This window comes from Sedimentitalea sediminis, assembly GCF_042687825.1.
Lineage (GTDB): Bacteria > Pseudomonadota > Alphaproteobacteria > Rhodobacterales > Rhodobacteraceae > Sedimentitalea.
Genome location: NZ_JBHUQE010000017.1, coordinates 35,118 through 57,054, shown reverse-complemented (window position 1 = coordinate 57,054; position 21,937 = coordinate 35,118). Strand labels below are relative to the sequence as shown.

General features: G+C 61.8%; 26 protein-coding genes and 1 tRNA gene. 16 read left to right on the top strand and 11 right to left on the bottom strand.

Annotated elements, in window-relative coordinates; translation table 11 throughout:
- Window positions 1-181 precede the first annotated feature (181 nt).
- Together ACFMPD_RS13625 and ACFMPD_RS13620 are read right to left on the bottom strand one after the other, a co-directional pair.
- Entirely contained in the window at window positions 182-529 is a 348-nt protein-coding gene (locus ACFMPD_RS13625) for a cupredoxin domain-containing protein (protein WP_380995338.1), read from the bottom strand.
- On the bottom strand, window positions 529-1,053 hold the full coding sequence (locus tag ACFMPD_RS13620; RefSeq protein ID WP_380995335.1) for a DUF4142 domain-containing protein: 525 nt from the start codon (window positions 1,051-1,053) through the stop codon (window positions 529-531). Before ACFMPD_RS13620 ends, ACFMPD_RS13625 begins: the two co-directional genes overlap by 1 nt.
- A gap of 206 nt (window positions 1,054-1,259) precedes the next feature.
- On the opposite strand from ACFMPD_RS13620, the gene ACFMPD_RS13615 reads away from it, so the two are divergent.
- Window positions 1,260-2,177, top strand: a complete 918-nt coding sequence (locus ACFMPD_RS13615; protein ID WP_380995386.1) for an IS1595 family transposase — start codon at window positions 1,260-1,262, stop codon at window positions 2,175-2,177.
- A gap of 59 nt (window positions 2,178-2,236) precedes the next feature.
- Here the strand turns inward: ACFMPD_RS13615 and ACFMPD_RS13610 are convergent.
- Window positions 2,237-2,338, bottom strand: a tRNA-Pro gene (locus ACFMPD_RS13610).
- A gap of 46 nt (window positions 2,339-2,384) precedes the next feature.
- Window positions 2,385-2,900, bottom strand: a complete 516-nt coding sequence (locus tag ACFMPD_RS13605; protein WP_380995333.1) for a hypothetical protein — start codon at window positions 2,898-2,900, stop codon at window positions 2,385-2,387.
- Between the two features lie 90 nt (window positions 2,901-2,990).
- On the opposite strand from ACFMPD_RS13605, the gene ACFMPD_RS13600 reads away from it, so the two are divergent.
- Window positions 2,991-3,164, top strand: coding sequence for a hypothetical protein (locus ACFMPD_RS13600; RefSeq protein ID WP_380995331.1), 174 nt, complete (start codon window positions 2,991-2,993; stop codon window positions 3,162-3,164).
- Here the strand turns inward: ACFMPD_RS13600 and ACFMPD_RS13595 are convergent.
- Window positions 3,136-3,843, bottom strand: coding sequence for a hypothetical protein (locus ACFMPD_RS13595; protein WP_380995328.1), 708 nt, complete (start codon window positions 3,841-3,843; stop codon window positions 3,136-3,138). The genes ACFMPD_RS13600 and ACFMPD_RS13595 overlap by 29 nt on opposite strands.
- On the opposite strand from ACFMPD_RS13595, the gene ACFMPD_RS13590 reads away from it, so the two are divergent.
- The 5 genes from ACFMPD_RS13590 to ACFMPD_RS13570 all read left to right on the top strand — a co-directional run bounded on the left by ACFMPD_RS13590 (window position 3,842) and on the right by ACFMPD_RS13570 (window position 8,805).
- On the top strand, window positions 3,842-4,078 hold the full coding sequence (locus tag ACFMPD_RS13590) for a hypothetical protein (RefSeq protein WP_380995326.1): 237 nt from the start codon (window positions 3,842-3,844) through the stop codon (window positions 4,076-4,078). The two genes, ACFMPD_RS13595 and ACFMPD_RS13590, sit on opposite strands and share 2 nt — an antisense overlap.
- Window positions 4,079-4,094: 16 nt before the next feature.
- Window positions 4,095-5,048, top strand: coding sequence for an AraC family transcriptional regulator (locus tag ACFMPD_RS13585; RefSeq protein WP_380995323.1), 954 nt, complete (start codon window positions 4,095-4,097; stop codon window positions 5,046-5,048).
- 551 nt (window positions 5,049-5,599) lie between these two features.
- On the top strand, window positions 5,600-6,478 hold the full coding sequence (locus ACFMPD_RS13580) for a LysR family transcriptional regulator (RefSeq protein WP_380995321.1): 879 nt from the start codon (window positions 5,600-5,602) through the stop codon (window positions 6,476-6,478).
- Window positions 6,475-7,356 (top strand): DMT family transporter, encoded by an 882-nt coding sequence (locus ACFMPD_RS13575; RefSeq protein ID WP_380995318.1) that lies wholly within the window; start codon window positions 6,475-6,477, stop codon window positions 7,354-7,356. Before ACFMPD_RS13580 ends, ACFMPD_RS13575 begins: the two co-directional genes overlap by 4 nt.
- A gap of 186 nt (window positions 7,357-7,542) precedes the next feature.
- On the top strand, window positions 7,543-8,805 hold the full coding sequence (locus ACFMPD_RS13570) for an adenylate/guanylate cyclase domain-containing protein (RefSeq protein ID WP_380995316.1): 1,263 nt from the start codon (window positions 7,543-7,545) through the stop codon (window positions 8,803-8,805).
- A 123-nt stretch (window positions 8,806-8,928) separates the two neighbouring features.
- Here ACFMPD_RS13570 and ACFMPD_RS13565 read toward each other — a convergent pair whose 3' ends face one another.
- Window positions 8,929-9,270, bottom strand: coding sequence for an ArsR/SmtB family transcription factor (locus ACFMPD_RS13565; RefSeq protein ID WP_380995314.1), 342 nt, complete (start codon window positions 9,268-9,270; stop codon window positions 8,929-8,931).
- Between the two features lie 216 nt (window positions 9,271-9,486).
- Here ACFMPD_RS13565 and ACFMPD_RS13560 point away from each other — a divergent pair, with 216 nt between their 5' ends.
- The 5 genes from ACFMPD_RS13560 (at window position 9,487) to ACFMPD_RS13540 (ending at window position 12,116) form a co-directional block, all read left to right on the top strand.
- Complete coding sequence (locus ACFMPD_RS13560; RefSeq protein WP_380995311.1) at window positions 9,487-9,831, top strand: AtpZ/AtpI family protein; 345 nt, start codon at window positions 9,487-9,489, stop codon at window positions 9,829-9,831.
- Window positions 9,832-9,897: 66 nt separating this feature from the next.
- Window positions 9,898-10,605 carry a F0F1 ATP synthase subunit A gene (locus ACFMPD_RS13555; RefSeq protein WP_380995308.1) on the top strand — a complete coding sequence of 236 codons (708 nt, stop codon included), beginning with the start codon at window positions 9,898-9,900 and terminating at the stop codon, window positions 10,603-10,605.
- 65 nt (window positions 10,606-10,670) lie between these two features.
- Window positions 10,671-10,907 (top strand): F0F1 ATP synthase subunit C, encoded by a 237-nt coding sequence (locus ACFMPD_RS13550; protein WP_380995305.1) that lies wholly within the window; start codon window positions 10,671-10,673, stop codon window positions 10,905-10,907.
- Window positions 10,908-10,989: 82 nt separating this feature from the next.
- Complete coding sequence (locus tag ACFMPD_RS13545; RefSeq protein ID WP_380995302.1) at window positions 10,990-11,535, top strand: F0F1 ATP synthase subunit B'; 546 nt, start codon at window positions 10,990-10,992, stop codon at window positions 11,533-11,535.
- Window positions 11,536-11,540: 5 nt separating this feature from the next.
- On the top strand, window positions 11,541-12,116 hold the full coding sequence (locus ACFMPD_RS13540) for a F0F1 ATP synthase subunit B (protein WP_380995299.1): 576 nt from the start codon (window positions 11,541-11,543) through the stop codon (window positions 12,114-12,116).
- Between the two features lie 148 nt (window positions 12,117-12,264).
- Here the strand turns inward: ACFMPD_RS13540 and ACFMPD_RS13535 are convergent, their stop codons facing one another.
- Both ACFMPD_RS13535 and ACFMPD_RS13530 read right to left on the bottom strand, forming a co-directional pair.
- Window positions 12,265-12,393, bottom strand: coding sequence for a hypothetical protein (locus ACFMPD_RS13535; protein ID WP_380995296.1), 129 nt, complete (start codon window positions 12,391-12,393; stop codon window positions 12,265-12,267).
- Window positions 12,394-12,863: 470 nt separating this feature from the next.
- Window positions 12,864-13,631, bottom strand: a complete 768-nt coding sequence (locus tag ACFMPD_RS13530; RefSeq protein WP_380995383.1) for an FCD domain-containing protein — start codon at window positions 13,629-13,631, stop codon at window positions 12,864-12,866.
- Between the two features lie 128 nt (window positions 13,632-13,759).
- Here ACFMPD_RS13530 and ACFMPD_RS13525 point away from each other — a divergent pair, with 128 nt between their 5' ends.
- The 3 genes from ACFMPD_RS13525 (at window position 13,760) to ACFMPD_RS13515 (ending at window position 18,295) form a co-directional block, all read left to right on the top strand.
- Entirely contained in the window at window positions 13,760-14,167 is a 408-nt protein-coding gene (locus ACFMPD_RS13525) for a hypothetical protein (RefSeq protein WP_380995293.1), read from the top strand.
- A 175-nt stretch (window positions 14,168-14,342) separates the two neighbouring features.
- Window positions 14,343-17,798, top strand: coding sequence for a chromosome segregation protein SMC (smc, locus tag ACFMPD_RS13520; protein WP_380995291.1), 3,456 nt, complete (start codon window positions 14,343-14,345; stop codon window positions 17,796-17,798).
- A 122-nt stretch (window positions 17,799-17,920) separates the two neighbouring features.
- Entirely contained in the window at window positions 17,921-18,295 is a 375-nt protein-coding gene (locus ACFMPD_RS13515; protein ID WP_380995288.1) for a hypothetical protein, read from the top strand.
- Window positions 18,296-18,341: 46 nt separating this feature from the next.
- Here ACFMPD_RS13515 and cbiB read toward each other — a convergent pair whose 3' ends face one another.
- Together cbiB and cobD are read right to left on the bottom strand one after the other, a co-directional pair.
- Window positions 18,342-19,268 carry an adenosylcobinamide-phosphate synthase CbiB gene (cbiB, locus tag ACFMPD_RS13510; RefSeq protein WP_380995285.1) on the bottom strand — a complete coding sequence of 309 codons (927 nt, stop codon included), beginning with the start codon at window positions 19,266-19,268 and terminating at the stop codon, window positions 18,342-18,344.
- Window positions 19,265-20,227, bottom strand: coding sequence for a threonine-phosphate decarboxylase CobD (gene cobD, locus ACFMPD_RS13505; protein ID WP_380995282.1), 963 nt, complete (start codon window positions 20,225-20,227; stop codon window positions 19,265-19,267). The genes cbiB and cobD overlap by 4 nt, the downstream gene beginning before the upstream one ends.
- Before the next feature lie 185 nt (window positions 20,228-20,412).
- Between cobD and ACFMPD_RS13500 the strand changes: the two genes are divergently transcribed.
- Window positions 20,413-20,775, top strand: a complete 363-nt coding sequence (locus tag ACFMPD_RS13500) for a response regulator transcription factor (protein WP_380995279.1) — start codon at window positions 20,413-20,415, stop codon at window positions 20,773-20,775.
- On the opposite strand, the gene ACFMPD_RS13495 is transcribed toward ACFMPD_RS13500, so the two are convergent.
- The gene (locus tag ACFMPD_RS13495) at window positions 20,757-21,746 is read right to left on the bottom strand and encodes a glutathione S-transferase family protein (RefSeq protein WP_380995276.1); all 990 of its coding nucleotides are present in this window, start codon (window positions 21,744-21,746) and stop codon (window positions 20,757-20,759) included. The two genes, ACFMPD_RS13500 and ACFMPD_RS13495, sit on opposite strands and share 19 nt — an antisense overlap.
- Window positions 21,747-21,937: the final 191 nt, after the last annotated feature.

The window sequence follows — 21,937 nt, the reverse complement described above, 5'->3', positions numbered from 1 at the left end:
ATGGCATCAGAAAGAAGCAAAAAGAGGAGAACTGTCGGCAGTCTGCCAGATGGTCGCCGACGAAGCCCATCGACCCTCGTTGCATTGGCCGCTGCGGCACCTGCGGGGTGATGAGCCGATTGGAACCAGTGCTGCAACCTGCGTAATGAACGCTTTCCTTCAGCCGATCCGTCGCGCCAAATCACATAATCGCAATTGTTCCCTTCATATGTGGATGAAAAGCGCAGAAATATGATTCTTCCATACCTTTGGTAACCATAATTTCTGCGCTGGCACCGTTCACGATCTCGCCGGTGTCCCATCCGAACTCATTGGCCGTGGCGGTATGCGGTGCCAGATCTTCATTGGTCCATCGGATGGTATCACCAACAGACACGTTCAGGGTCTCTGGAGCGAATGCGAAGGCTTTGATCCTGACTTCGTGAACGACAGGCTCTGCTGACTGGGCCTGCGTTCGGGTGAAAGCGAGAGCGGCCGCTGTTGTGACCGCTCCAACCATCACGCGACGGCGCGAAAGGCTCTTTTCCATCACGGCAGCGCCTTAACCATCATTTCGGCGTGGCCTTCATGGGCTTTGAAAATCTCGAGGCCCTGCTCGAACAGCGCTTTGACTTCTGCATTGTCGATATTGGGGATCATGGTGTGTTCCACCAGCTCATTCACCGCCTGATGATAGGCCAACTCATTCGCGGCATAGGCGGCATCAAATTCCGCACCGCGCAGTTTGACAAAGCCATCGATGGTTTTTTCGGCATTGGCATTCAGCGTCTGGCTGAACGCGTTGTCCTGAGCGGACGCGCCCAGTTTGTCGAGCAGACCCAATGCCGCTTGGTTCACGGCGGTATGGTCGCGGATCATCGTATTCGCAAATTCATGGACGTCGGGATTCGACGACAAAGCCAGCGCCAGGTGGGCATACCGAATGTCGATGTTGTCGGCCGTGTAGGCAATATGCGCATATTCGAGATCGTTCATCTCTGCGACTTCTTGCGCGGCGGCTTGAGCGCCGGTCATGGCGAGAGCCACAGCAAGTGCGGAAATCAGTTTTTTCATTTTGGAGACTCCATAGAGTGTTGCGATGACAACAGGGGTAATCCGAACCGGGAAGTGAGATACATGCGGGAGCGTCCGAATTTTTGTGCAGATCGTTCAAGCTGCTGTACAATGGGGCTAATAATTGCCATTAAAAAAGGCGCTATTATACTTGCCGTACCCACTTTGATTTGCTAGAAAGATAGTAAGCAAAGTGAGTGATGAAAATGTCTGTCCTGTCCCGCCCCGAGTTCCACAACGAAGAAGCCGCCTACGCCTATGTTGAAGCGCGTATCTGGCCGCATGGTGCAACTTGCCCAAAGTGTGGAGAGCGTGATCGCGTTTCCAAGATGGGCGGCAAGTCTACCCGCATCGGCGCTTACAAGTGCTACAAGTGTCGCAAGCCTTTTACCGTCAAGGTGGGCACCATATTCGAGTCCAGTCACGTTTCCATGTGCCTGTGGCTGCAAGCTATCTACCTGATGTGCGCCAGCAAAAAGGGTATCAGCAGCAACCAGCTTCATCGCACGCTTGGCGTTACGCTCAAAACCGCTTGGTTCATGTCTCACCGCATCCGCGAAGCAATGCGCACCGATGGCACCGTCGATTTCGGCAATGGCGGCGGTGTCGTCGAAGTTGACGAAACCTTCATCGGTCAAAAGCATAAGAAGAAAGAAGGCGCGCGAGGTTACGCCCATAAGAACGCGATGCTGTCGCTAGTGGATCGCACAACGGGCCGATCGAAGTCGTTCGTCGTAAAGGACGTGACAAAAGCGACCCTGGTTCCGATTCTGCACGCCAATATCGCCAAGGAAGCAACGGTCTACACTGACGAAGCCAAGCAGTACACCGGCATTGGCAAGCACTTTGCTGACCATGACTTCACAACTCACAGCAAGGGCGAATATGGTCGCGGTGTCGTCCACACAAACACGATTGAGGGTTATTTCAGCATCTTCAAGCGCGGTATGAAGGGCGTGTACCAGCACTGTGATAAGAAGCACCTGCATCGCTACGCTGCAGAGTTTGAGTTCCGCTACAACAATCGCATCGCAAATGGCCCCGATGATCGCGTTCGCGCTGATACGGCTCTAGTCGGCGTGATCGGCAAGCGTCTTACATATCAGCAGCCACCAAAATACTAAACCATTGGCAATCCTAAGTAGATAGGATTTGCCAATGGACTCAGGGTATTATATACTAATGGTGCGGACGGCCGGGATCGAACCGGCACGGGGCGAGTGCTTTCTAGGGCGGCCCCCGTAGCATCCAAAGCTACTGTGTCTACCATTTCCACCACGTCCGCAGTGGTCCGCCCCAACCCTGCTAACGCCGGGTGAAAGGCGGCTTGCCTAGTTTGTACCGGGCATTCTACGAGTTACGGAGGGGGCATCTTGTATCCTTTCGTGGCTAGAGTTCGAAGCGGAGGGTCGCTCTTGGAAAGTTTTGCCCTCCGCTTCATCGGAATCTGCTAAATGCCATACGCCATCAACCTCGACGTACCGTTCCTCTTCCTCACCTTTGCGAAGTTCGCTACGGACGGAAGAGACAGCGATCATCTTTTCAAATTCAGTTTCAGCAGATTCCACGATCTGCTGTGGCGTTACCCCGGAGGGGTGCGCACTCATCACCCTAACAGTGAGGGCGCGCGGCAACCCACGCGGTGCCCTTTTTCTCTTCGGCTTATTGATCTTAACCTCATCGGCAACAGTGGGCATCTCCTGCTGTTCCGTCACAACGGGCGGCTCTCCGGAAATAGCTGCCAGGACTTGACGCTTTGCCCGCTCTGCTCCGTCCTTGTAGCCGGTGTTGTAGGCGCGCAGGAGCGCTTCTTTAAATGCCTTAAGGTCGCTCTCGAAATCCCGCATGCGAATCACTCCCTCTTGTGCCGTGGGGCGGACCTCCTACAAGATAGCGTATGCGCGCTTTTGCCGCAAGCGCGTTAACGCGCAGCGCTAATGGTGGAACTTATGAAAAAGTATAAATCTGATCAGATCGAGCGCTTCAAAGAAGCCGCCAAAGACGTAGGCGCGGACACGTCCGACGACGCTCTTGATAAGATCATGGACAAGTTAGACTTAAACAAGAAGTCCGACGAAAAAGCTACGCCTGCCCCCAAAGAGCCTGAATGACACGACACGCTGCCTCAATGTCGTTCATCCTGCGTGTATTTGAATTTGGTGCGGTGAACACTTGCCCATGCCTGACATCAATCGACATGCACAGCCGATTTGCTGGCATTCTATCAGTGGGATTGTTTTGATCTAAGTGCATTCGCAGCAACGTCGCTACATAGACGCCCATCTCTCGTCTTCGAGCGATGGCTGTAGGAGTCTCCGCATCATCCTGTGTCATTCGCAGGATTGCACCGCCTACCTGTTCAACGCCCCTTCTTTCGCCGATGGCCCAAAGATCGGCCCTAACCGATATCTCAACACCTGAAATTTCAAGTTTGGGGTGACTGTTTGGTGCCTGTTGGAAGTTGAATCCCGACAGAAGGTTGTCCATATCGCGTAGCGCGTTGATGACCTCTATTGATTGGCGGGCATCATCTTTCCTGAGGTCGCTTTCTGAGGGATCATCCGCTCGTTGCTCAAACATCGACGCAGCTTCAATCAGGGGATTCCCGCAGCGGGCCATGTCTGATAAAAATGCCCTTATGGGGGCACGAACGTCTTTATATCGCGTCGTGACAAAGGTCTGCGGTTCCGCTGCTCGCCTGATAATGCCCATTCGGGCGGTGTCAGATGAAACCATATAGAGAGCTAAATCGTTTGCGGAAATGCGCGGGCGTGAGGGAGAACGGGCCATGAACGAAGGATACCTCGGATCAGCAAGAATTGACAACTATAGGTCGATTCATATCGCGGAACTATCGCAACAGTCCATTATTGATAGCGAGGCAGAGCATTTAGGCTTCGGTGGGTACTTTTTATTTGAAACTCAAGAAGGCCTTAGCCGCAGGGGGCTAAAAGTTCTCGCCCGCGTAGCATCCTTGGACGCGGCATTTGAGATGCTGGATTTGTGGCGGGTACGTCAAGTATAATAACGCCTTAAAAAACATGCTTGATCTGCTCAGCGATATCCTTACCAAGCTGTCCGTCCGCGGCGCGCTCTATTTTCGCACTTCGCTGACCACCCCTTGGGGAATAGAAGTCCCGAAATTCGAAAACGTCGCCCGGTTTCATTTTGCCCACAGGGGCAATTGCCTGATCGAAGTCGAAGGGCACGAAAAAGTGGTGGCGCTGGAACAGGGCGACCTGTTGATTGTGCCACATGGCGCGTCCCACAAACTTTACTGTGCGCCTGAAACAAGGGATGCGGTTCTGCCGCTGGATACGGTCCTGGAACGGTCGGGATACACAGGCACCGGGGTCCTGGTTTACGGTGGCGATGAAGACGACCGGGACACGCAACTCATTTGCGGCCATTTTTCCTTCGACCCTCATGCGAAACATGTCCTGCTGGAACGCCTGCCGCCGATCATACATGTCAGGAATTATGGAGAGACGGCCGGAAAATGGATGGAGGCAACCCTGCGCGTGATCGGAGACGAGGCCGGGGGCCATCGCCTGGGCGGCGATCTCATTGCCTTGAAGATGTCAGAAGCCATTCTTGCGCAGGCCATACGCACGTTCATAGAAAGTGATGAATCGTCGAAATGGGGTCTGAACGGATTTTCTGATCAGCATTTGGCCCGGGCTCTTGATGCGTTCCACAAGGACCCAAGCGCATCCTGGACCATAGAAGCGATGGCGCGTGTTGCGGGCATGTCACGCACAAACTTTGCGGTTCAGTTTCAAAAGAAGATGGCGATGTCGCCAATGCACTACGTGACCGCCTGGCGATTGGAGATCGCCAAACAATGTCTCGCTGACCCATCAAATTCCGTATCGGATGCCGCAGAACGCGCCGGATACGCGTCGGATTCCGCTTTTGCGCGGGTTTTCAAGAAAGAAATTGGTCTCTCTCCTGCCAGCTTCCGGCGACAAGTCACGTCATCATCTGCGCGTTAGACCGGACACTTGAGCGTATGGCTGCAGCATCGCGGCAATCTGACGGCTGAGACCGCTGACCGGTTCGGGGCGGCGATGTCTGCTGAGGACGGTGCTTGCCCACCGCCTCATTGGGGCAGAGGCCGGTCAGCGGCCTTGGGTTGCACAAGGGCAATTGCGGAACGCCGAGGCCTGGCATGAAACGGCAGGGACCCGTCACGAAGAACTGGTTGCTCAGTGTGGCCGCCTGTCGCAGCACTGTTCCAGATTGACGCTTGCACTGGGGTTGGAAGAATGCGCGCCAGCTCTACCGCGACACCGCCCGTGACGCGCGCCGCTCAGCTGACCGATTGTGCCGAGAGGTCGTTGCGGCCGCCGATTACAGCGATCTCGCCACTGAACGGCCAACACTGCTCGAAAAGTTGCGGAGCGGGGCACGTCAGGCGGCGCAGGCTCGACTCGCAATCCATTGTGTTCAGTTTGGTGTTGTCGACCACAGTTAAGCGTTGAACATGCGAACGCAGCACGCGAAAAACACGTGTAATGTGAAAAAATGCACATTGAGGGACGCAATGGAAAACTGGGACGAAGTGCGGACCGCCTATCAGGTGGCGCGGCTGGGCACCGTCAGCGGCGCGGCTCAGGTGCTGGGGGTGCATCACGCCACGGTGATCCGTCATATCGACGCGATCGAGGCGCGGCTGGGCGTCAAGCTGTTCCAGCGCCATGCCCGCGGCTATACCGCGACCGAGGCCGGGCACGACCTTCTGCGGGTGGCCCAGGCCACAGAGGACCAGTTCAACCAGTTGGTCGGGCGGCTGAGGGGGCAGGGCGACACGGTTACGGGGACGCTGGCGGTGACCTCGCTGGCCGCGCTGTCACCGCTGATCGTGCCGGTTCTTTGCGCCTATCAACGGACGCATCCGGATCTGGTCGTGCGCTATCTCACTTCGGACCGGCTGTTCCGGCTGGAATATGGCGAAGCGCATGTGGCGATCCGCGCCGGATCGCCGCCAGAGCAGCCGGACAATGTGGTTCAGCCCTTTGTCAAGCTGCGTGCCGGCCTTTACGCCAGCCGCGACTACGTTCAGGCGCGGGGTGCGCCCGACGGCATCGACGGGTTTGCCGGGCACCGCTTTGTCGTGCATGACGACGAGGCCAATCGCGCCCCGTTCAACGCCTGGCTGCGGCGGATCCTGCCGGACGCGGCGATGACCTTTCGCGCCACCAGCGGGCAGGCGCTGGAACAGGCGGTGCTGTCCGGCGCCGGCATCGGATTTCTGCCGCTGTGGATGGCCTTGCAGCGCGACGATCTGGTGCAGGTGATGGCACCGCAGCCGGAATGGACCTCCAGCCTGTGGTTGGTCACCCATGTGGATTTGCATCGCAGCACCAAGGTGCAGGATTTCACTCGTTTTCTGAAACAACGCGCCGCGGACTGGACCCTGTGAGCCCGCGCACCGAGGGGCACCTGTCGATGCTGCTGTTCTCGGCGCTGGTCGCCGGGTCGTTTTCGCTGGGGGCGCTGGTCGCCAACCAGATCGCACCGATGGCGCTGACCGCCTTGCGCTTTGCCATTGCCGGCGCGATCCTGGCGGGGCTGGCGCTGGCGACCTCGGGCCTGCCGCGGCGGGTCTTTGCGGCGCCCTGGCGCTATCTGGTGCTGGGCGGTCTCTATGTCGTCTATTTCGTGCTGATGTTCGAAGGGCTGAAGACCGCGGCGCCGGTCAGCGCGGCGGCGGTGTTCACCCTGACGCCGATCCTGGCGGGGGGCTTCGGCTGGCTTTTGCTGCGCCAGATGGTGACCGGGCGCATCGCCCTGGCGCTTGCGGTCGGGGCGGCCGGAGCGTTGTGGGTGATCTTTCGCGCCGATTGGGCCGCGCTGCGGGCTTTTGATATCGGACGCGGCGAGATGATCTTTCTGGCCGGTTGCGTGGCCCATGCCGCCTATCCGGCGGCGATGCGCCGGCTCAGCCGCGGCGAACCGGCGGTCGCGTTCACCTTTGCGGTGATCCTGGCCGGGTGCCTGGTTCTGTGCGTCGTCGGCTGGCCGGACATCCGCGCCACGGACTGGGGCAATCTGCCGGCCATCGTCTGGGCCACGCTGGTCTATGTCTCGGTCTTTGCCACCGCCGGCAGCTTTCTGCTGGTGCGCATTGCCGCGATGCGGCTGCCGGCATCAAAGGTGATGGCCTATACATACCTGACCCCCAGCTGGGTGATCCTGTGGGAGATCGCGCTGGGTCACGGCGCGCCCACCGGCCTGATCCTTGTGGGGATCGCGCTGACGATCGTGGCGCTGCTGCTGTTGCTGCAAAAGGATGGGTGAAGGTGTTTTGCCGCCCGACAGGGTCGGATAGGCGGGACCTTCCGGTCGTCCGGGGCCAAGGGCCGGGCGCTGTCCGGGCATCCGATCCGATTGGATCGAGATTGAAGGTCGTTGGCGGCACGGCTTGATTGAAACCGCGTATCCTGGCCGATGTGCTATAAGGTCCGGCGGCAAGGGGTGACTGGGTTGAACGATAGATTCGAACGCATTGCGGACTGGTTGCAAAGGGTGGCCCTGCTGGACGCCAGCCTGGAGGACCTGGTCCAGGGACTGGGCACGCGGCTGATCGATGCTGGCGTACCGGTGGCGCGGATTTCGCAAGGGCGGCTGCTGATGCATCCGGTCATCGGCATTGTGGATGTGACATGGGATGCCGGCACGGGGCGCGCGGACTGGTCCGTCTATCCCCGCTCTGCCTTGAATAACGCGCTTCTGGACAAGTCGCCATTCGGAGATCTGACCCGCGCGGCGCAGGCGGCGGCAAAGTCTTTTGATCACTTGCGCGGGCTGGCTTTGGCGGATGAAGTTTCGGATTTACCCTTCCTTCGTGATGATCTGACCGACCCCTCGACACGCGATAGATACCCGATCTATACCCGTCTGGCTGCTTCCGGCATGACCGGGTATGTCGCTTTTACCGCGCCGTTCGGATTTCACGCCGTCGCGATGGCGGAGGAAGTGAAATATTATCTCGGCGCGACCGTGTCCTATGCGACTCGGCGGCGATCGGGGTTCACCGATCAGGAAGTCGACGGGTTCCGCCGCATCAACATTCCGCTGATGGCTGCCATCCGCATCGTTTCGGAGCGGTTTTTCGTTTCCGAGTTGGTGGAAGCCTATCTGGGGCGCATGTCCGGTCGATCGGTCCTGAACGGACAAATTGCACGGGGTGACGTGCAGCGGATCAATTGCGCGCTGTTCTTCAGCGACATGCGCGGATCGACCGAGCTTGGCCGGCAATTGTCCCCCGAAGACTATGTTGCCGCCGTGAACCGGTATTTCGATTGTGTGGCCGGCGCGGTGATGGAGCATGGCGGCGAAGTGCTCAAGTTCATTGGCGATGGCCTTTTGGCCATTTTTCCCTTTGACGGCACGGAGCGCGCCCCGGAAGACATGTGTGCCGCTGCTCTCTCGGCCGCGCGAGAGGCCTTTCGGCGTCGCACTGCCCTGTCCGGGGCCGATGTGGTGGATTTCGGCATCGCGCTGCATGCAGGAGAGGTGGCGTTCGGAAACGTGGGAACTGAAAAGCGACTGGATTTCACCGCTATCGGAACATCCGTGGCCAAGGTGAGCCGGGTAGAGGACATGACTCGGGCGCTGGGCGCCCCGCTTTTGGCGACCGGGGCATTCGCGGCGCGGATTTCGGAACCCGCAACTGGCCTGGGCGCCCACGGCTTGCGTGGGTTTGAAGAAAAGACCGATATTGTTGCTTTTGATCCAGAGGGGTGAAGCCCGCCGCAAAGCGGGACGACAGCGGGAAATCCGGGTTGCCCCAGGGCCTGTGCCGTCCTTCGCTTTTGCCGCAGGTTCCCTGGCTGCGCGTATATGGGGGCCGTGCGCCCGGGGCCTCTTTCATCCGTCCTGGTGCGGATCCGCACGGAGTTCATGCGCCAGAAACCGCTCGAATGCCTCCAGATTGACCGGTTCGAACTGGCCGAACCCCTGCATCCAGACCGAGGCGCCGCGCAGGGCGTCGGGTTCCAGCTTGCACCATTTCACCCGGCCGCGTTTTTCCTGGCTGATCAGGCCGGCGCGGGTCAGGATCGCCAGATGCTTGCTGATCGCCGCCAGCGACATGTCAAAAGGCGCCGCCACATCGGTGACCGCCATGTCGTCTTCGAGCAACATCGACAGAATCGCCCGGCGGGTCGGGTCGGCGAGGGCGGCAAAAACGGTATCGAGCGCATCGGACATGTGCTGCCCCTAGCGCTAGCCGGACCCGACCGTCAACCGATTGGTTGAATATGCAAAACCCGCAAAATCCGCCCCGCACGGGCTGCGACCGATTAACCCGCTCATCTGTTGGATTGGAAAAGGTGCTTTAAAGCAAATACTTACGCCTTGTTTCCCCAGGGGTTCCGGGCAATTGACTCCGGCCGGTGCGCACCTTAGCACCATGGCTGAACATGCATGAGGGATGTCCCGGTGATCGACGAGGACCAAAAGCAGCGTCTGGCGCAGCTTGAGGCCAGGATCGAAGAGGCCAAAAAGGCCGAACCGAGAAAATCCCACAAGGATGAGCATTATTCCCAGGCGCATCTGGCCTGGCGGATGGTGATAGAACTGGTGGTCGGTCTGGGGATCGGCTTTGGGATGGGATACGGGCTGGACAGCCTGTTCGGGACGCTCCCGATCTTTCTCGTCCTGTTCACATTGCTGGGTCTCGCCGCTGGCATCAAGACGATGCTGCGCAGCGCACGCGAGATCCAAGAGACGAAATTGGCCGACGAGGCCACTAAAGACGAAAGGGACTGAACCTTGGCAAGCGAAGCAGCAGGTGCAGAACACGCCGCAGAAGAAGGCGGCCTGGTATTCCATCCGATGGATCAGTTCATCGTCAAGCCGCTGTTCGGCGACGGCGCGGTTTCCTGGTACACGCCGACCAACGTCACCCTGTGGATGGGGCTGGCGGTTCTGGCGATCATCGGTCTTCTGGTGCTCAGCACCTCGAAACGCGCCATCGTCCCCAGCCGCAGCCAGTCGATCGCCGAACTGGCCTATGGCTTTGTCTACAAGATGGTCGAGGATGTCACCGGCAAGGATGGCATCAAGTATTTCCCCTATATCATGACGCTGTTCATGTTCATCGTCTGCGCCAACTTTCTGGGTCTGATCCCCGGGTCGTTCACCACGACCAGCCATCTGGCCGTTACCGTGGTGATGGCGCTTGCGGTGTTCCTGACCGTCACCGTCCTGGGGTTCTACCTGCACGGCGCCAGTTTCCTCAAACTGTTCTGGATCGAGCAGGCGCCGCTGGCGCTGCGCCCGGTTCTGGCGCTGATCGAGGTGATCTCGTATTTCGTGCGCCCCGTCAGCCATTCCATTCGTCTGATGGGCAACATGATGGCCGGTCACGCGGTGATTAAGGTGTTTGCCGCCTTTGCCGGGCTCGCCGTCATCGCGCCGGTCTCGGTGCTGGCGATCAGCGCGATCTATGCGCTGGAAATCCTGGTGTCGTTCATCCAGGCCTATGTTTTTGCAATCCTGACTTGTGTCTACCTCAAGGACGCATTGCACCCGCATCACTAAAGAACACGGGTTCGCAGGTCGCGGACCCAACGAAACCAACTCATTCCATCGTAAGGAGAAATATCATGGAAGGTGACGTCGTACAAATGGGCGCATACATCGGCGCAGGTCTGGCTTGTACCGGTATGGGTGGCGCCGCTGTCGGTGTGGGCCACGTGGTCGGGAACTACCTGTCCGGCGCGCTGCGCAACCCGTCCGCCGCTGGCGGTCAGATGGCGACCATGTTCATCGGTATCGCGTTCTCGGAAGCCCTGGGGATCTTCTCGTTCCTCGTCGCGCTGCTGCTGATGTTCGCCGTCTAACTCTTAGGAAGCTCATCCTTACGGCCGGGCGGCGCGTTCCTGCGTGCTGCCCGGTGTAGGCTAAGTTCCCAAGGAGGACGATATGGCGACCGAAACCACAGGAACCGTCAGCACATGTGTTGACTCGCACGGCGGCGCAATCGGCATGCCGCAGCTGTGTTTCGATTGGTTCCCGAACCAGATGTTCTGGCTCGTGGTCACGCTTGTCGTGATCTTTCTCGTGCTGTCGCGGGTGGCGCTGCCGCGCATCGCCGCGATCCTGGCCGAGCGCCAGGGCACGATCACCAACGATCTTGCCGCTGCCGAAGACCTCAAGGCCAAGGCCGTCGAGGCCGAAGCTGCCTATAATCAGGCTCTGGCAGATGCCCGGACCGAGGCGCAGTCGATCGTCGCCAAGGCCAAGGCGGAAATCCAGGCCGACCTGGATGTCGCCATCCAGAAGGCTGATGCCGAGATTTCGGCCAAGTCGGCCGAGTCCGAAAAGGCCATTTCCGAAATTCGCGCCGGGGCACTGGACAGCATCAAGATCGTGGCCACCGATACCGCGGTCGAGCTGGTCACCGCTCTGGGTGGCAAGGCTGACGCCAAGGCGGTTCAGTCTGCCGTGGCAGACCGGGTAAAGGGATAAGGGACATGCGCAAGAACATCACACCTGTCCTGACTCTGGCTGCCCTGACCATGGGGTCGGCCAGTCCGGCGCTGGCTGCCGGCGGGCCGTTTTTCTCGCTGCACAACACCAACTTTGTTGTGACGCTGGCATTCCTGCTGTTCGTCGGGGTCCTGGTTTACCTCAAGGTGCCCACCCTTTTGGGCGGCATGCTGGACAAACGCGCCGAGGGCATCAAGTCGGAACTGGACGAAGCCCGTGCCCTGCGCGAAGAGGCCCAGACCATTCTGGCATCCTATGAGCGCAAGCAAAAGGAAGTGCAGGAACAGGCCGACCGCATCGTCGCGGCCGCCCAGAGCGACGCCAAGATCGCGGCCGACAAGGCCAAGGCCGATCTGAAAACCTCGATTGCGCGCCGTCTGGCCGCCGCCGAGGATCAGATTGCATCGGCCGAGGCCTCTGCCGTGAAAGAAGTGCGTGACCAGGCGATCTCGATTGCCGTGGCTGCCACCCGCGAAGTGATCGCCAAACAAATGACCGCCGCCGAAGGCAACAAGCTGATCGACGACGCCATCGCGCAGGTGGATACCAAACTGCACTGAACCGTGGCAACGTCCACAGTTTCGTTGTGAAAACGGAAAACCCGGTTCGAAGGAACCGGGTTTTTCATTCGATCCCGGGTCGGAATCGTCCGGGCGACTTTGGCAATTGTGATCCGTTACATGCTGTCGGTGCGATGCATTGCTGCTTTCAGGCGAATTCGATCCTGGCGCCGACGTCGTCGGGATGCCACGCGCCGGTCACGTTGCCGATCGCGGCCAGCGCTCTCAGGATGGCATTGTTTGGGTCGTGGATCGGAACGCCGAGATAGAACTGCACATTCTGCGGACTTCTGCCTTTTTGCCACAGACCAGCGGGCCATCCAGCGCATCTTGGGCAATCGAGGGCAGGTTCCGCTTTGTGCGGTGTTGGCAGAAAGAACGAGACAACGGGGTCCGACGTTGCTTTGCCCAACGGCCCGAAAAGCCAACCAGGCTCTTGAAATATTGGTGTACCCGGTCTTCTTCGACGATGGATACCCGTGCCACCGAAAGGCCGGCGTGCGCGAAACCGGACGCGTTCCCCAGACGAAAGGTTCGTCTGGTCATGCGCCGGCCACTCCCATGTTCTGCAGGACACGACCTGGCGTTTGCATGTCCCGAAATCGGATCGGGGTGGCGTTGAAAAACATCGCTTTTGGCTGACACATCCGGCTCTCATCACGTGTGGGAACCGGTCTGGTTCTTCATGCGGAGGACCCGGATCACATCGACTGACACAACGCTTGCCTTGGCGCACATGCGTAGCGATCAGCCTGAACGTGTCTGCTGCAGGCGTTGCCGGGCGACGGCCTCGTTGGCTTCGGCCTTTTTTTGATCGATCAGCGAACGCTCGACATAGTCTAGATGCGCCAGCACCGCGGCCCGTGCGGCAACCGGGTCGCGGGCCTGCAGGGCGTCGTTTATGGCGCGGTGCTGGTCCAGCAGAGCCGCGCGGGTGGTGCGCTGTTGAAACATGACCTGTCGGTTGTAGAACACCCCCTGGCGCATCAGGTCGAACATTGACCGCATCATGTGCAGCATCACAACATTGTGGCCGGCTTCAATGATGGCGCTGTGAAACTGCGCATCCAGTATTGCCTCGTCCTTGGGGGCGTGGCGGTCCTGTGCCTCGGCCATGCGCTGAAAGATCGTCTGGATGACAGCCAGATCGCTGTCCGTGCCCAGCCGGGCGGCGCGCTCGGCGGCCAGCGCCTCGATGTCGCGGCGAAATGACAAATAGTCGAACACTGCTTCGTCATGGTCCGCGAACAAACGGATCAACGCCGGCGAGAACGCCGACCCCAAAACATCGGCGACAAAGACCCCGGCACCGGGGCGGGCGGCCAGCAGCCCCTTGTCCTGCAGTTCGGCCACCGCGTCGCGCAGCGACGGGCGCGACACGCCCAGACGTTCGGATAGTTCGCGTTCGGCCGGCAGCCGCGCGCCGGGGCGCAGGATACCGCGCAGGATCAGTTGTTCGATCTGGCGGACCACCGCATGGGACAGCTTTTCCGACTGGATCTTTTGAAACGGCATGACGACACCCTGTGGATTGGTCAAATAATATGACCGCTGTGTGGGGGCGGCAACTGCTTTCTGCCGGCCGATATCCGCGGGGTTTGGCGGCAAGGAATTGTTAAGCCTTTGGCGGCCAAGCTGAGAACATGATCCGTTGGCTGTCCCTGTTTCTGCTGACCCTGTCGGCGTGCAACGCGCCCAGCCCCTATTTCAGCGGCGCGCCGGTGACGCGGATCGCCGTGGATGGCAGCGTCTTCGACGTCAGGGTGCGCGGCGATCTGGCCGAGGCAATGCGCGTCAATCCGCAATATGCCCCCCGGTTCGGTCCGATCCGGGCACGGGCCGGATTCGCCATGGCCCGGGCCAGCGGTTGCGAGGTGCTGCAGGTGCGCGGGGATCAGTCCGTCGCCACCGGGGTTCTGTCCTGCGGTGACCGTCCGCCCAACCGACCAATGCCGGCGCAGACCGGGTCCTTTAGCTGTCTGCAGGTCAGCCAATCGGTCGGCGACATACCGGGCGGACCCTATACGGACTTTGATTGCGATCCATATTAGACCCTCTGCCAGGGCGCGGATTCGGGCCGCATGCACAGCCAGGAAGACTTGTCAGCGTGTCAATATATTGTGGGTAAGTATGCTCAATTCCCCACATACTGATAATGTTCATTGACTCGGCCAAGCCGAAGGCGGCACATTCCAAGGTTAGACGGGAATCAAAACGAGCAGGCCCTTGCGTTTTTCAAAACTCAGACTCACCGGCTTTAAAAGCTTTGTCGATCCGACCGACCTGATCATCGCGGACGGTCTGACCGGCGTGGTCGGCCCGAACGGTTGCGGCAAATCCAACCTGCTCGAAGCCTTGCGCTGGGTCATGGGCGAGAACCGCCCAACGGCGATGCGCGGCGGCGGCATGGAGGACGTGATCTTTGCCGGCGCGGCGACCCGCCCGGCGCGCAATTTTGCCGAGGTCAGCCTGCAGATCGACAATTCCGACCGTCTTGCCCCGGCCGGGTTCAACGACTCGGACATGCTGGAGATCGTGCGGCGGATCACCCGCGATGTCGGCAGCGCCTACAAGGCCAACGCCAAGGATGTCCGCGCCCGAGATGTGCAGATGCTGTTTGCCGATGCCTCGACCGGAGCGCATTCGCCGGCGCTGGTGCGCCAGGGCCAGATCAGCGAGCTGATCAACGCCAAGCCCAAGGCGCGGCGTCGCATCCTCGAAGAAGCCGCCGGCATTTCCGGCCTGTATCAGCGCCGCCACGAGGCCGAATTGAAGCTGAAAGGCGCGGAGAGCAACCTGTTGCGGGTCGATGACGTGATCGAACAGTTGGCCGCGCAATTGGCGCAGCTGGCAAAACAGGCGCGGCAGGCGGCGCGGTATCGCCGGATCGGCGAACAGTTGCGCCAGGCCGAGGGGATGCTGCTGTATCGCCGCTGGAGCGAGGCCGACGCGGCCCGTGCCGCAGCCGAAGATGTGCTGCGCGCCCGCACCACGGCGGCCGCGCAGGCGGAACTGGCGGCGCGTCAGGCCAGCACGCAGCGCGGCGCCTGCGAAGAAGCGCTGCCGCCCCTGCGCGAGGAAGAGGCGATCGCCGCGGCCGTGTTGCAGCGCCTGCAGGTGCAGCGCGACACCCTGACCGATCAGGAAACGCGCGCGCGCCAGACCATCGAAACGCTGACCGGGCGTATCGAACAGCTGGGCCGGGACATTGCGCGCGAAACCGGTCTGAACCACGATGCCGAAGAGACCATCGAGCGGCTGGACTGGGAATTGCGCGAACTGGCCCGCGCCGGCGAGGGCCATGACGACCGGCTGGAAGAGGCCGCCGAGATGGCGCAGGATGCCGCCGGTGTCCTGCAGGCGCGCGAGTCCGATCTGGCACAGCTGACCGAGGACGTGGCGCGGCTGGCCGCCCGGCACCAATCGGCGCAGCGACTGCTCGATGACAGCCGCAAGACCCAGGGCAAGTCCGAGGCCGAGGCCGAGCGTGCTCGCGCTGCGGTGACGGCGGCGGGCGAGGCTCTGGATCGGGCCGCGCAAGAGCTTGAAACCGCGACCGCCTCCGAGGCGGCTGCGGTGCAGGCCGCGGCCGAAGCGGAAGAGGCCTTGACCGAGACCGAAGCCGAGCGTGCCGAGGCGCATGAGCGCGAGGCGGATGCGCGCGCCGAGCGGTCCGAGGCGACCGGCGAATTGAACGCTTTGCAGGCCGAGGTCACGGCGCTGAGCAAGCTGTTGCAGCGCGACACCGCCGAAGGCGGGCAGATCCTGGACCGGCTGCAGGTGCAACAGGGGTTCGAAAAGGCGCTGGGGGCGGCTCTGGCCGACGATCTGCGCGCACCCGAGGTCGAGATGGAAGGGCCGTCAGGCTGGGCCGCACTGCCCGGATATGACGTCACCCAGCCCCTGCCGGGCGGGGTGACGCCCTTGTCCAATCATGTTTCTGTGCCCGAAGTGCTGATGCGTCGGATGGGTCAGATCGGGCTGGTGGCGGCGGATGATGCGCCGCGCCTGCAGGCCGATCTGTTGCCGGGGCAGCGGCTGGTGTCGCTCGAGGGCGACCTGTGGCGCTGGGACGGATATCGTGCCTGGGCCGAGGACGCGCCCAGCGCGGCGGCGCTGCGGCTGCAGCAGCTGAACCGGCTCGAAGAGTTGAAACAGTCTCTGGTGCAGGCCACCTCCCAGGCCGAGGGTGCGGTGCAGGCGCACGAGATGCTGACGCAACGCCTGGCCGCCCTGGCCGAAGCCGACCGCCGCGCGCGCGAGAACCGCCGCCAGGCGGATCGGGCGGTGACCGAGGCGGGCCGCGCACTCAGCCGGGCCGAGGCCGACCGCAATCTGGCACAGGGGCGGCTGGAATCGCTGGGCCTGGCCGTGACACGCCATGACGAAGAGGCGATGGCCGCGCGCGCGCAGGTGCTGCAGGCCGAGCGGGCGTTGGCGGAACTGGGGGATCTCGAGGCCGCGCGGACCGCCGCTGAAACCATCAAGATGACCGTCGAGGCCAGCCGCATCGCCATGATGTCGCGCCGCTCGGCGCATGACGAACTGCGCCGCGAAGGCGAGGCCCGCACAAAGCGCAGCCAGGAGGTAACCAAGGAGTTGAGCGGCTGGCGGCACCGTCTGGAAACGGCGGAAAAGCGCATTTCGGAACTGGCCGAACGGCGCGCCGCCTCGGAACGCGAACTGGCCGATGCCAGCACCGCGCCCGACGAGATTGCCGCCAGTCGCGCGGAACTGGCCGACGCGATCGCCCAGGCCGAAGCTCGCCGGGCCGAGGCCATCGACGCGTTGACGCGTGGCGAGGCAGCTCAGCGCGACGCGGTGCAGGCCGAGCGCGAGGCCGAGCGCACCGCCTCCGAGGCCCGCGAGGGTCGCGCCGGCGCCGAGGCCCGCTGCGAAGCGGCGCGCGACACGGTGGTGCAGGCCGCCGAGCGCATCGCCGAAGACCGCCAACTGACTCCGAACCAGTTGCTGAACCAGCTGGAAACGCTGCCCGAGCAGATGCCCGATGCCGAGACGCTGGAAACCGAGGTGAACCGGCACAAGCGCCAGCGCGACGCCTTGGGCGCGGTCAACCTGCGCGCCGAAGAAGATGCTCGTGAAGTGCAAGAGGAACACGACACGCTGACCGGTGAAAAGGCCGATCTGGAAGCGGCGATCAAGACCCTGCGCAGCGGCATCGCCAGTCTGAACCGTGAGGGGCGTGAGCGACTGCTGACGGCCTTTGAACAGGTGAACAGCAACTTTGCGCTGCTGTTCAAGCATCTCTTTGGCGGCGGCGAGGCCAATCTGGTCATGGTCGAAAGCGACGATCCGCTGGAAGCCGGCCTGGAAATCATGTGTCAGCCCCCGGGCAAGAAGCTGAGTACCCTCAGCCTGTTGTCGGGCGGCGAACAGACGCTGACCGCGATGGCCCTGATCTTCGCCGTGTTCCTGGCCAATCCGGCGCCGATCTGCGTGTTGGACGAGGTCGACGCACCGCTGGACGATGCCAATGTCACCCGGTTCTGCGATCTGCTGGACGAGATGTGCCGGCAGACCGATACCCGGTTTCTGATCATCACCCACCATGCGGTGACCATGAGCCGGATGGACCGCTTGTTCGGCGTGACCATGGCGGAACAGGGCGTCAGCCAATTGGTCTCGGTTGACCTGAAACGTGCCGAACTGATGGTGGCCTGACCCCGTTCAAAATGGCCGCTGATCCGGTCTTGCCGGTGCTAACATGCGGAAATGCCAAAGTTTTGATCCCCGGACACGGGAAAATCCGCTATCATGGATCGGCCAATTCGAAAGGATGCGACATGCGGCCGGTCCTGATTGCGGTTCTACTCTGTCTTTCCGGCGCCACCACGGCGCAGGACTGGGCCTTGCGCGACAGCGATTCCCGCCTGTCGGCGCAGGAACTGGCCAGGATCGGCAATGGCGCCCGGTTCACCTATTACGATGACGGGGTCTCGCAGTTTTCGGCCGACGGGTCCTATTCCTATACCTATGCCGACAATGGGGGGACTGCCTTTGGAGTATTCCATATCCGCCCCGATGGTCAGGTCTGCATCGATTTCCGCAATGGGTTTGGCCGCTGCGATCTCTATGTGCGCAGCAACGGGGTGGTGGTGATGCTCAGCGAAAAAGGCCACCGGTTTCCGGTGCGCGTCTCGCTCGGTTTGACCGAATAGGCGCTTGGCAGCGGTGCCCACACGCCCCCCGGGGCGGTTTTACGCGTCAGTTCGACACGGCGACCGTCAGCGCGGCCAGCCCGCACAGCGTGGTCAGACCCAGCGCCCAGACCCGCCACAGTATACCGACTGCGGCGTCGATGTCGTCGGCACCAATCTGGCGGCGGGCATCGCCGTTGACCCAGGCCAGTTGTTGCATTGCGCCATCATAGCTGCGCGGGCCGGCCAGTGCCAGGTCCAGCGCCCGTGCGATAGCGGCCTCGGGCCAGCCGGCATTGGGCGAGCGATGCCGGCGCGCGTCGGCGGCGATGGCCGGCCAATCTGCGATCCGGCGGGCCACCCCGGCGATGGCCAGAGCTGTCAGGCGTGCCGGGATCAGGTTCAGCAGATCGTCACAGCGCGCCGCTGCCCATCCGAACCGGGCGTGCCGGGGGGTGCGATAGCCGATCATGCTGTCGGCCGTATTGACGATCTTGTAGACGCACAGCCCCGGCAGCCCGGCCAACAGGAACCAAAAGACCGGCGCGACCACGCCGTCGCTGAGATTCTCGGCCGCACTTTCGATGGCCGCACGCGCGATCTCTGGCCCGGACATGTCGCGGCAATCGCGACTGACGATCATCGCCACCGCCTGACGCGCGTCGCCCGCAGACAGGCGCAGCGCATCGGCGACAGCGCGGACATGCTGCACCAGCGATTTCTGCGCCAGCAGGATGGCGGCGCTGGCGATCTCGGCCAGCGGTCCGCCCAGCGACAGCAGCCAGCCCGTTGCCCAGGCTGCCGCCGCCAGGATCAACAGGGCGCACAGACCTTTCAGCCGGCGGGCGCCGCCGCGGTTCAGCCCGCGATCCAGCGTGTCCACCGCGCGCCCCATCAGCACCGCCGGGTGCGGCACGCGCGCCCACAGCCAGCGCGGCTCGCCAAAAACCGCGTCCAGCAGCAAGGCTGCAGCCAGGGGCAGGGCCGTGCTCACAAGGCGTCCAGCAGCCGCGCCCAGCCGTCGGCGGGGGGCAGGCCCAGCCGCAGATAGCGATCGGAATAGGGAAAGATGCGTGTCCAGATATGCCGGTGCGCCAGTCGGCTCTGCCAGGCGGTGGCATCGTCGACGCGATAGAGACGAAAGAGGTCGGTACCGCCGGCCAGCTCGGCGCCCCGCGCCAACACCGCGCGGTCCAGGCGGGCGGTGTCCTGACGCAGCCGGTCGCGGGTGGCCTCGGCCCAATTACGGTCGCGCAGGGCCGCGGCGCCCACACGCAGGGCCGGTCCCGAGACCGGCCAGGGGCCCAGCATTTCGGCCAGCCGGTCGATCTCTGCCGGCGCGGCGATGGCAAAGCCCAGCCGTGTCCCGGCCAGCCCCCAGAACTTGCCGAAACTCTTGAGCACGATACAGCCGGGCCGTGTTGCCAGACGGATCAGGCTGGAATCGGGCGTGACGTCGCAAAAGCTTTCGTCGATCACCGTCAGCGCGGCATCGGCGTCCTGGGCCTGCCACAGCCGCCCGTCGGGGTTGTTCGGATGTACCAGCACGCGGGCCTGTGCCGGACCCGTGCCGGCAACCTGCCAGCCCTGAGCGGCAAAGGCGGCGGCGTGTTCGTTATAGGTGGGCATGTCGATTCGCACGCGCCCGGCCGGGCGCAGCGCCGGCAGGCGGGCAATCAGCGCCGAAGCGCCGGGCGCGGGCAGGATCGCCGCTCCCTCGGGCACCGCCCAGAATGCCCGCGCGGCTGTACATATCGCCTGATGGGCGGCCCGGTCCGGCAGCGCGGTCCAGTCCTGCGCCGAAAACGGCGGCAAAGGATACGGCACCGGGTTGATTCCCGTCGACAGATCCAGCCAGTCCGCCCGCGCACCGCCATAGTCCGCGATCGCCGCGTCCAGCCCGCCGCCATGATCCCGCGTCAGAGGTCGCTTTTGTTCATCTGGTTCGGGCATTGGCGGATTTTTGTTCATCGCTGCGTAAATCTGCCTTCGTTCAAGCGGAATTCTGCCTGTTACACAAGGTTGTTATCCTGCCTCGGGCGCGCTTAGGCATTCGTTAAGGTTTTGTTAATAGTATGGGCAGATCAGAACAACGGGGAGAGGCACACACTAACGGCAATTCGTGCCCGGATATTATTATGAATGTGCTCATTGTTGAAAGCCGGCCCGAGCTTGGGCTGATTTGGCGGCGCCACCTGGAGCGACATGGCGCCAAGGTCACATTGGTCAACAGTCAAGAGGCCGCGATCACGGCACTTTATTCCGCCGAATTCGAGATCATCGTGCTGGACCTCATCCTGGATCAGGGCAGCGCCCTGGCGGTGGCGGATTTCGCCAGCTATCGCCGGCCCGATGCGCGGGTTATCTTTGTCACCAATACCAGTTTCTTTTCCGACGGATCGATCTTTGCCCATTCGCCCAACGCTTGTGCCTATGTGCAAAGTGAAACGCCGCCAGAGGATCTGGCGGCGATGGTCGAACATTACGCGGTGCCGCGCTGATCGCGGTCATGCGCGGCCAGAAAATCCAGCCGCGGGTTGATCGGGATGATCCGGTGCGGATTGATGGTGTGATGGCTATAGTGATAGTGGCGCACGATATGCGCCATGTTCACCGTGCCGGCGACGCCGGGATGCTGGTACAGATCGCGCGTATAGGCCCAGAGATTGGGATAGTCGATCAGCCGCGCCCGGTTGCATTTGAAATGCAGATGATAGACGGAATCAAACCGCACCAGCGTCGTGAACAGGCGCCAATCCGCCTCGGTCAGCCGCGCGCCCATCAGATAGCGGCGGTCTGACAAGCAGTCCTCGAGCCAGTCGAGACTGTCAAACAGAGCCGTTACGGCGGTGTCATAGGCGGCCTGGCTGGTGGCGAACCCGGATTTGTAGACACCGTTGTTGACGGTGTCATAGACGCGCGTGTTCACGGTTTCGATGGCGGCTCGCATGGGAGCGGGCCAATAATCGTCGGTATTGCCGGTCACCCCGTCAAAGGCCGAATTGAACATGCGGATGATCTCGGCACTTTCGTTCGACACGATGGTGTCCTGTTTCTTGTCCCACAGAACCGGGACCGTGACGCGCCCGGAATAGACGGGGTCAGCCCGGGTATAGATCTGGTGCAGATAGTCCAGTCCGTGCAGCGTGTCGCCCGTGGCGCCCTGCGCGTCGGTCTGAAAGGTCCAGCCCTTGTCCAGCATGTCGGGATGCACCACCGACAGGCTGATATGATCCTCTAGCCCCTTGAGGCGGCGAAAGATCAGCGTGCGATGCGCCCAGGGGCAGGCATAGCTGACATAGAGGTGATAGCGCCCGGATTCGGCGGCGAAACCGCCCTGACCCGACGGGCCGGGGCGACCGTCCGGAGTGACCCAGTTGCGGAACACCGAAGCGCTGCGTTCGAACTTGCCGCCGGTGGATTTGGTGTCATAGCCCTGATCGTGCCATACGCCGTCGATCAACAATCCCATGCCTTACCTCCGATTGGTTACGGATCAAAGGTTAGGCGGTTATGGCGCGGCTGCAATGGGTCGGGCGCGCGCAAAGACCCTGCATGGTTGCACATCTGACCGCAAGCGGGCGGCAAAGGCGGCGTGAAAGGCCGGGTCCTAACGTGGCGTCACAGAACTGTCGCTTGATTTCACGGTCTTTTTTGCGCCAC

Coding starts and splice junctions, on each gene's coding strand:
- ACFMPD_RS13625 (WP_380995338.1), bottom strand. CDS start 529: ATGGAAAAGAGCCTTTCGCGCCGTCGCGTGATGGTTGGAGCGGTCACA.
- ACFMPD_RS13620 (WP_380995335.1), bottom strand. CDS start 1,053: ATGAAAAAACTGATTTCCGCACTTGCTGTGGCTCTCGCCATGACCGGC.
- ACFMPD_RS13615 (WP_380995386.1), top strand. CDS start 1,260: ATGTCTGTCCTGTCCCGCCCCGAGTTCCACAACGAAGAAGCCGCCTAC.
- ACFMPD_RS13605 (WP_380995333.1), bottom strand. CDS start 2,900: ATGCGGGATTTCGAGAGCGACCTTAAGGCATTTAAAGAAGCGCTCCTG.
- ACFMPD_RS13600 (WP_380995331.1), top strand. CDS start 2,991: ATGGTGGAACTTATGAAAAAGTATAAATCTGATCAGATCGAGCGCTTC.
- ACFMPD_RS13590 (WP_380995326.1), top strand. CDS start 3,842: ATGAACGAAGGATACCTCGGATCAGCAAGAATTGACAACTATAGGTCG.
- ACFMPD_RS13595 (WP_380995328.1), bottom strand. CDS start 3,843: ATGGCCCGTTCTCCCTCACGCCCGCGCATTTCCGCAAACGATTTAGCT.
- ACFMPD_RS13585 (WP_380995323.1), top strand. CDS start 4,095: ATGCTTGATCTGCTCAGCGATATCCTTACCAAGCTGTCCGTCCGCGGC.
- ACFMPD_RS13580 (WP_380995321.1), top strand. CDS start 5,600: ATGGAAAACTGGGACGAAGTGCGGACCGCCTATCAGGTGGCGCGGCTG.
- ACFMPD_RS13565 (WP_380995314.1), bottom strand. CDS start 9,270: ATGTCCGATGCGCTCGATACCGTTTTTGCCGCCCTCGCCGACCCGACC.
- ACFMPD_RS13560 (WP_380995311.1), top strand. CDS start 9,487: ATGAGGGATGTCCCGGTGATCGACGAGGACCAAAAGCAGCGTCTGGCG.
- ACFMPD_RS13555 (WP_380995308.1), top strand. CDS start 9,898: ATGGATCAGTTCATCGTCAAGCCGCTGTTCGGCGACGGCGCGGTTTCC.
- ACFMPD_RS13550 (WP_380995305.1), top strand. CDS start 10,671: ATGGAAGGTGACGTCGTACAAATGGGCGCATACATCGGCGCAGGTCTG.
- ACFMPD_RS13545 (WP_380995302.1), top strand. CDS start 10,990: ATGGCGACCGAAACCACAGGAACCGTCAGCACATGTGTTGACTCGCAC.
- ACFMPD_RS13540 (WP_380995299.1), top strand. CDS start 11,541: ATGCGCAAGAACATCACACCTGTCCTGACTCTGGCTGCCCTGACCATG.
- ACFMPD_RS13530 (WP_380995383.1), bottom strand. CDS start 13,631: ATGCCGTTTCAAAAGATCCAGTCGGAAAAGCTGTCCCATGCGGTGGTC.
- ACFMPD_RS13525 (WP_380995293.1), top strand. CDS start 13,760: ATGATCCGTTGGCTGTCCCTGTTTCTGCTGACCCTGTCGGCGTGCAAC.
- ACFMPD_RS13515 (WP_380995288.1), top strand. CDS start 17,921: ATGCGGCCGGTCCTGATTGCGGTTCTACTCTGTCTTTCCGGCGCCACC.
- cobD (WP_380995282.1), bottom strand. CDS start 20,227: ATGCCCGAACCAGATGAACAAAAGCGACCTCTGACGCGGGATCATGGC.
- ACFMPD_RS13500 (WP_380995279.1), top strand. CDS start 20,413: ATGAATGTGCTCATTGTTGAAAGCCGGCCCGAGCTTGGGCTGATTTGG.
- ACFMPD_RS13495 (WP_380995276.1), bottom strand. CDS start 21,746: ATGGGATTGTTGATCGACGGCGTATGGCACGATCAGGGCTATGACACC.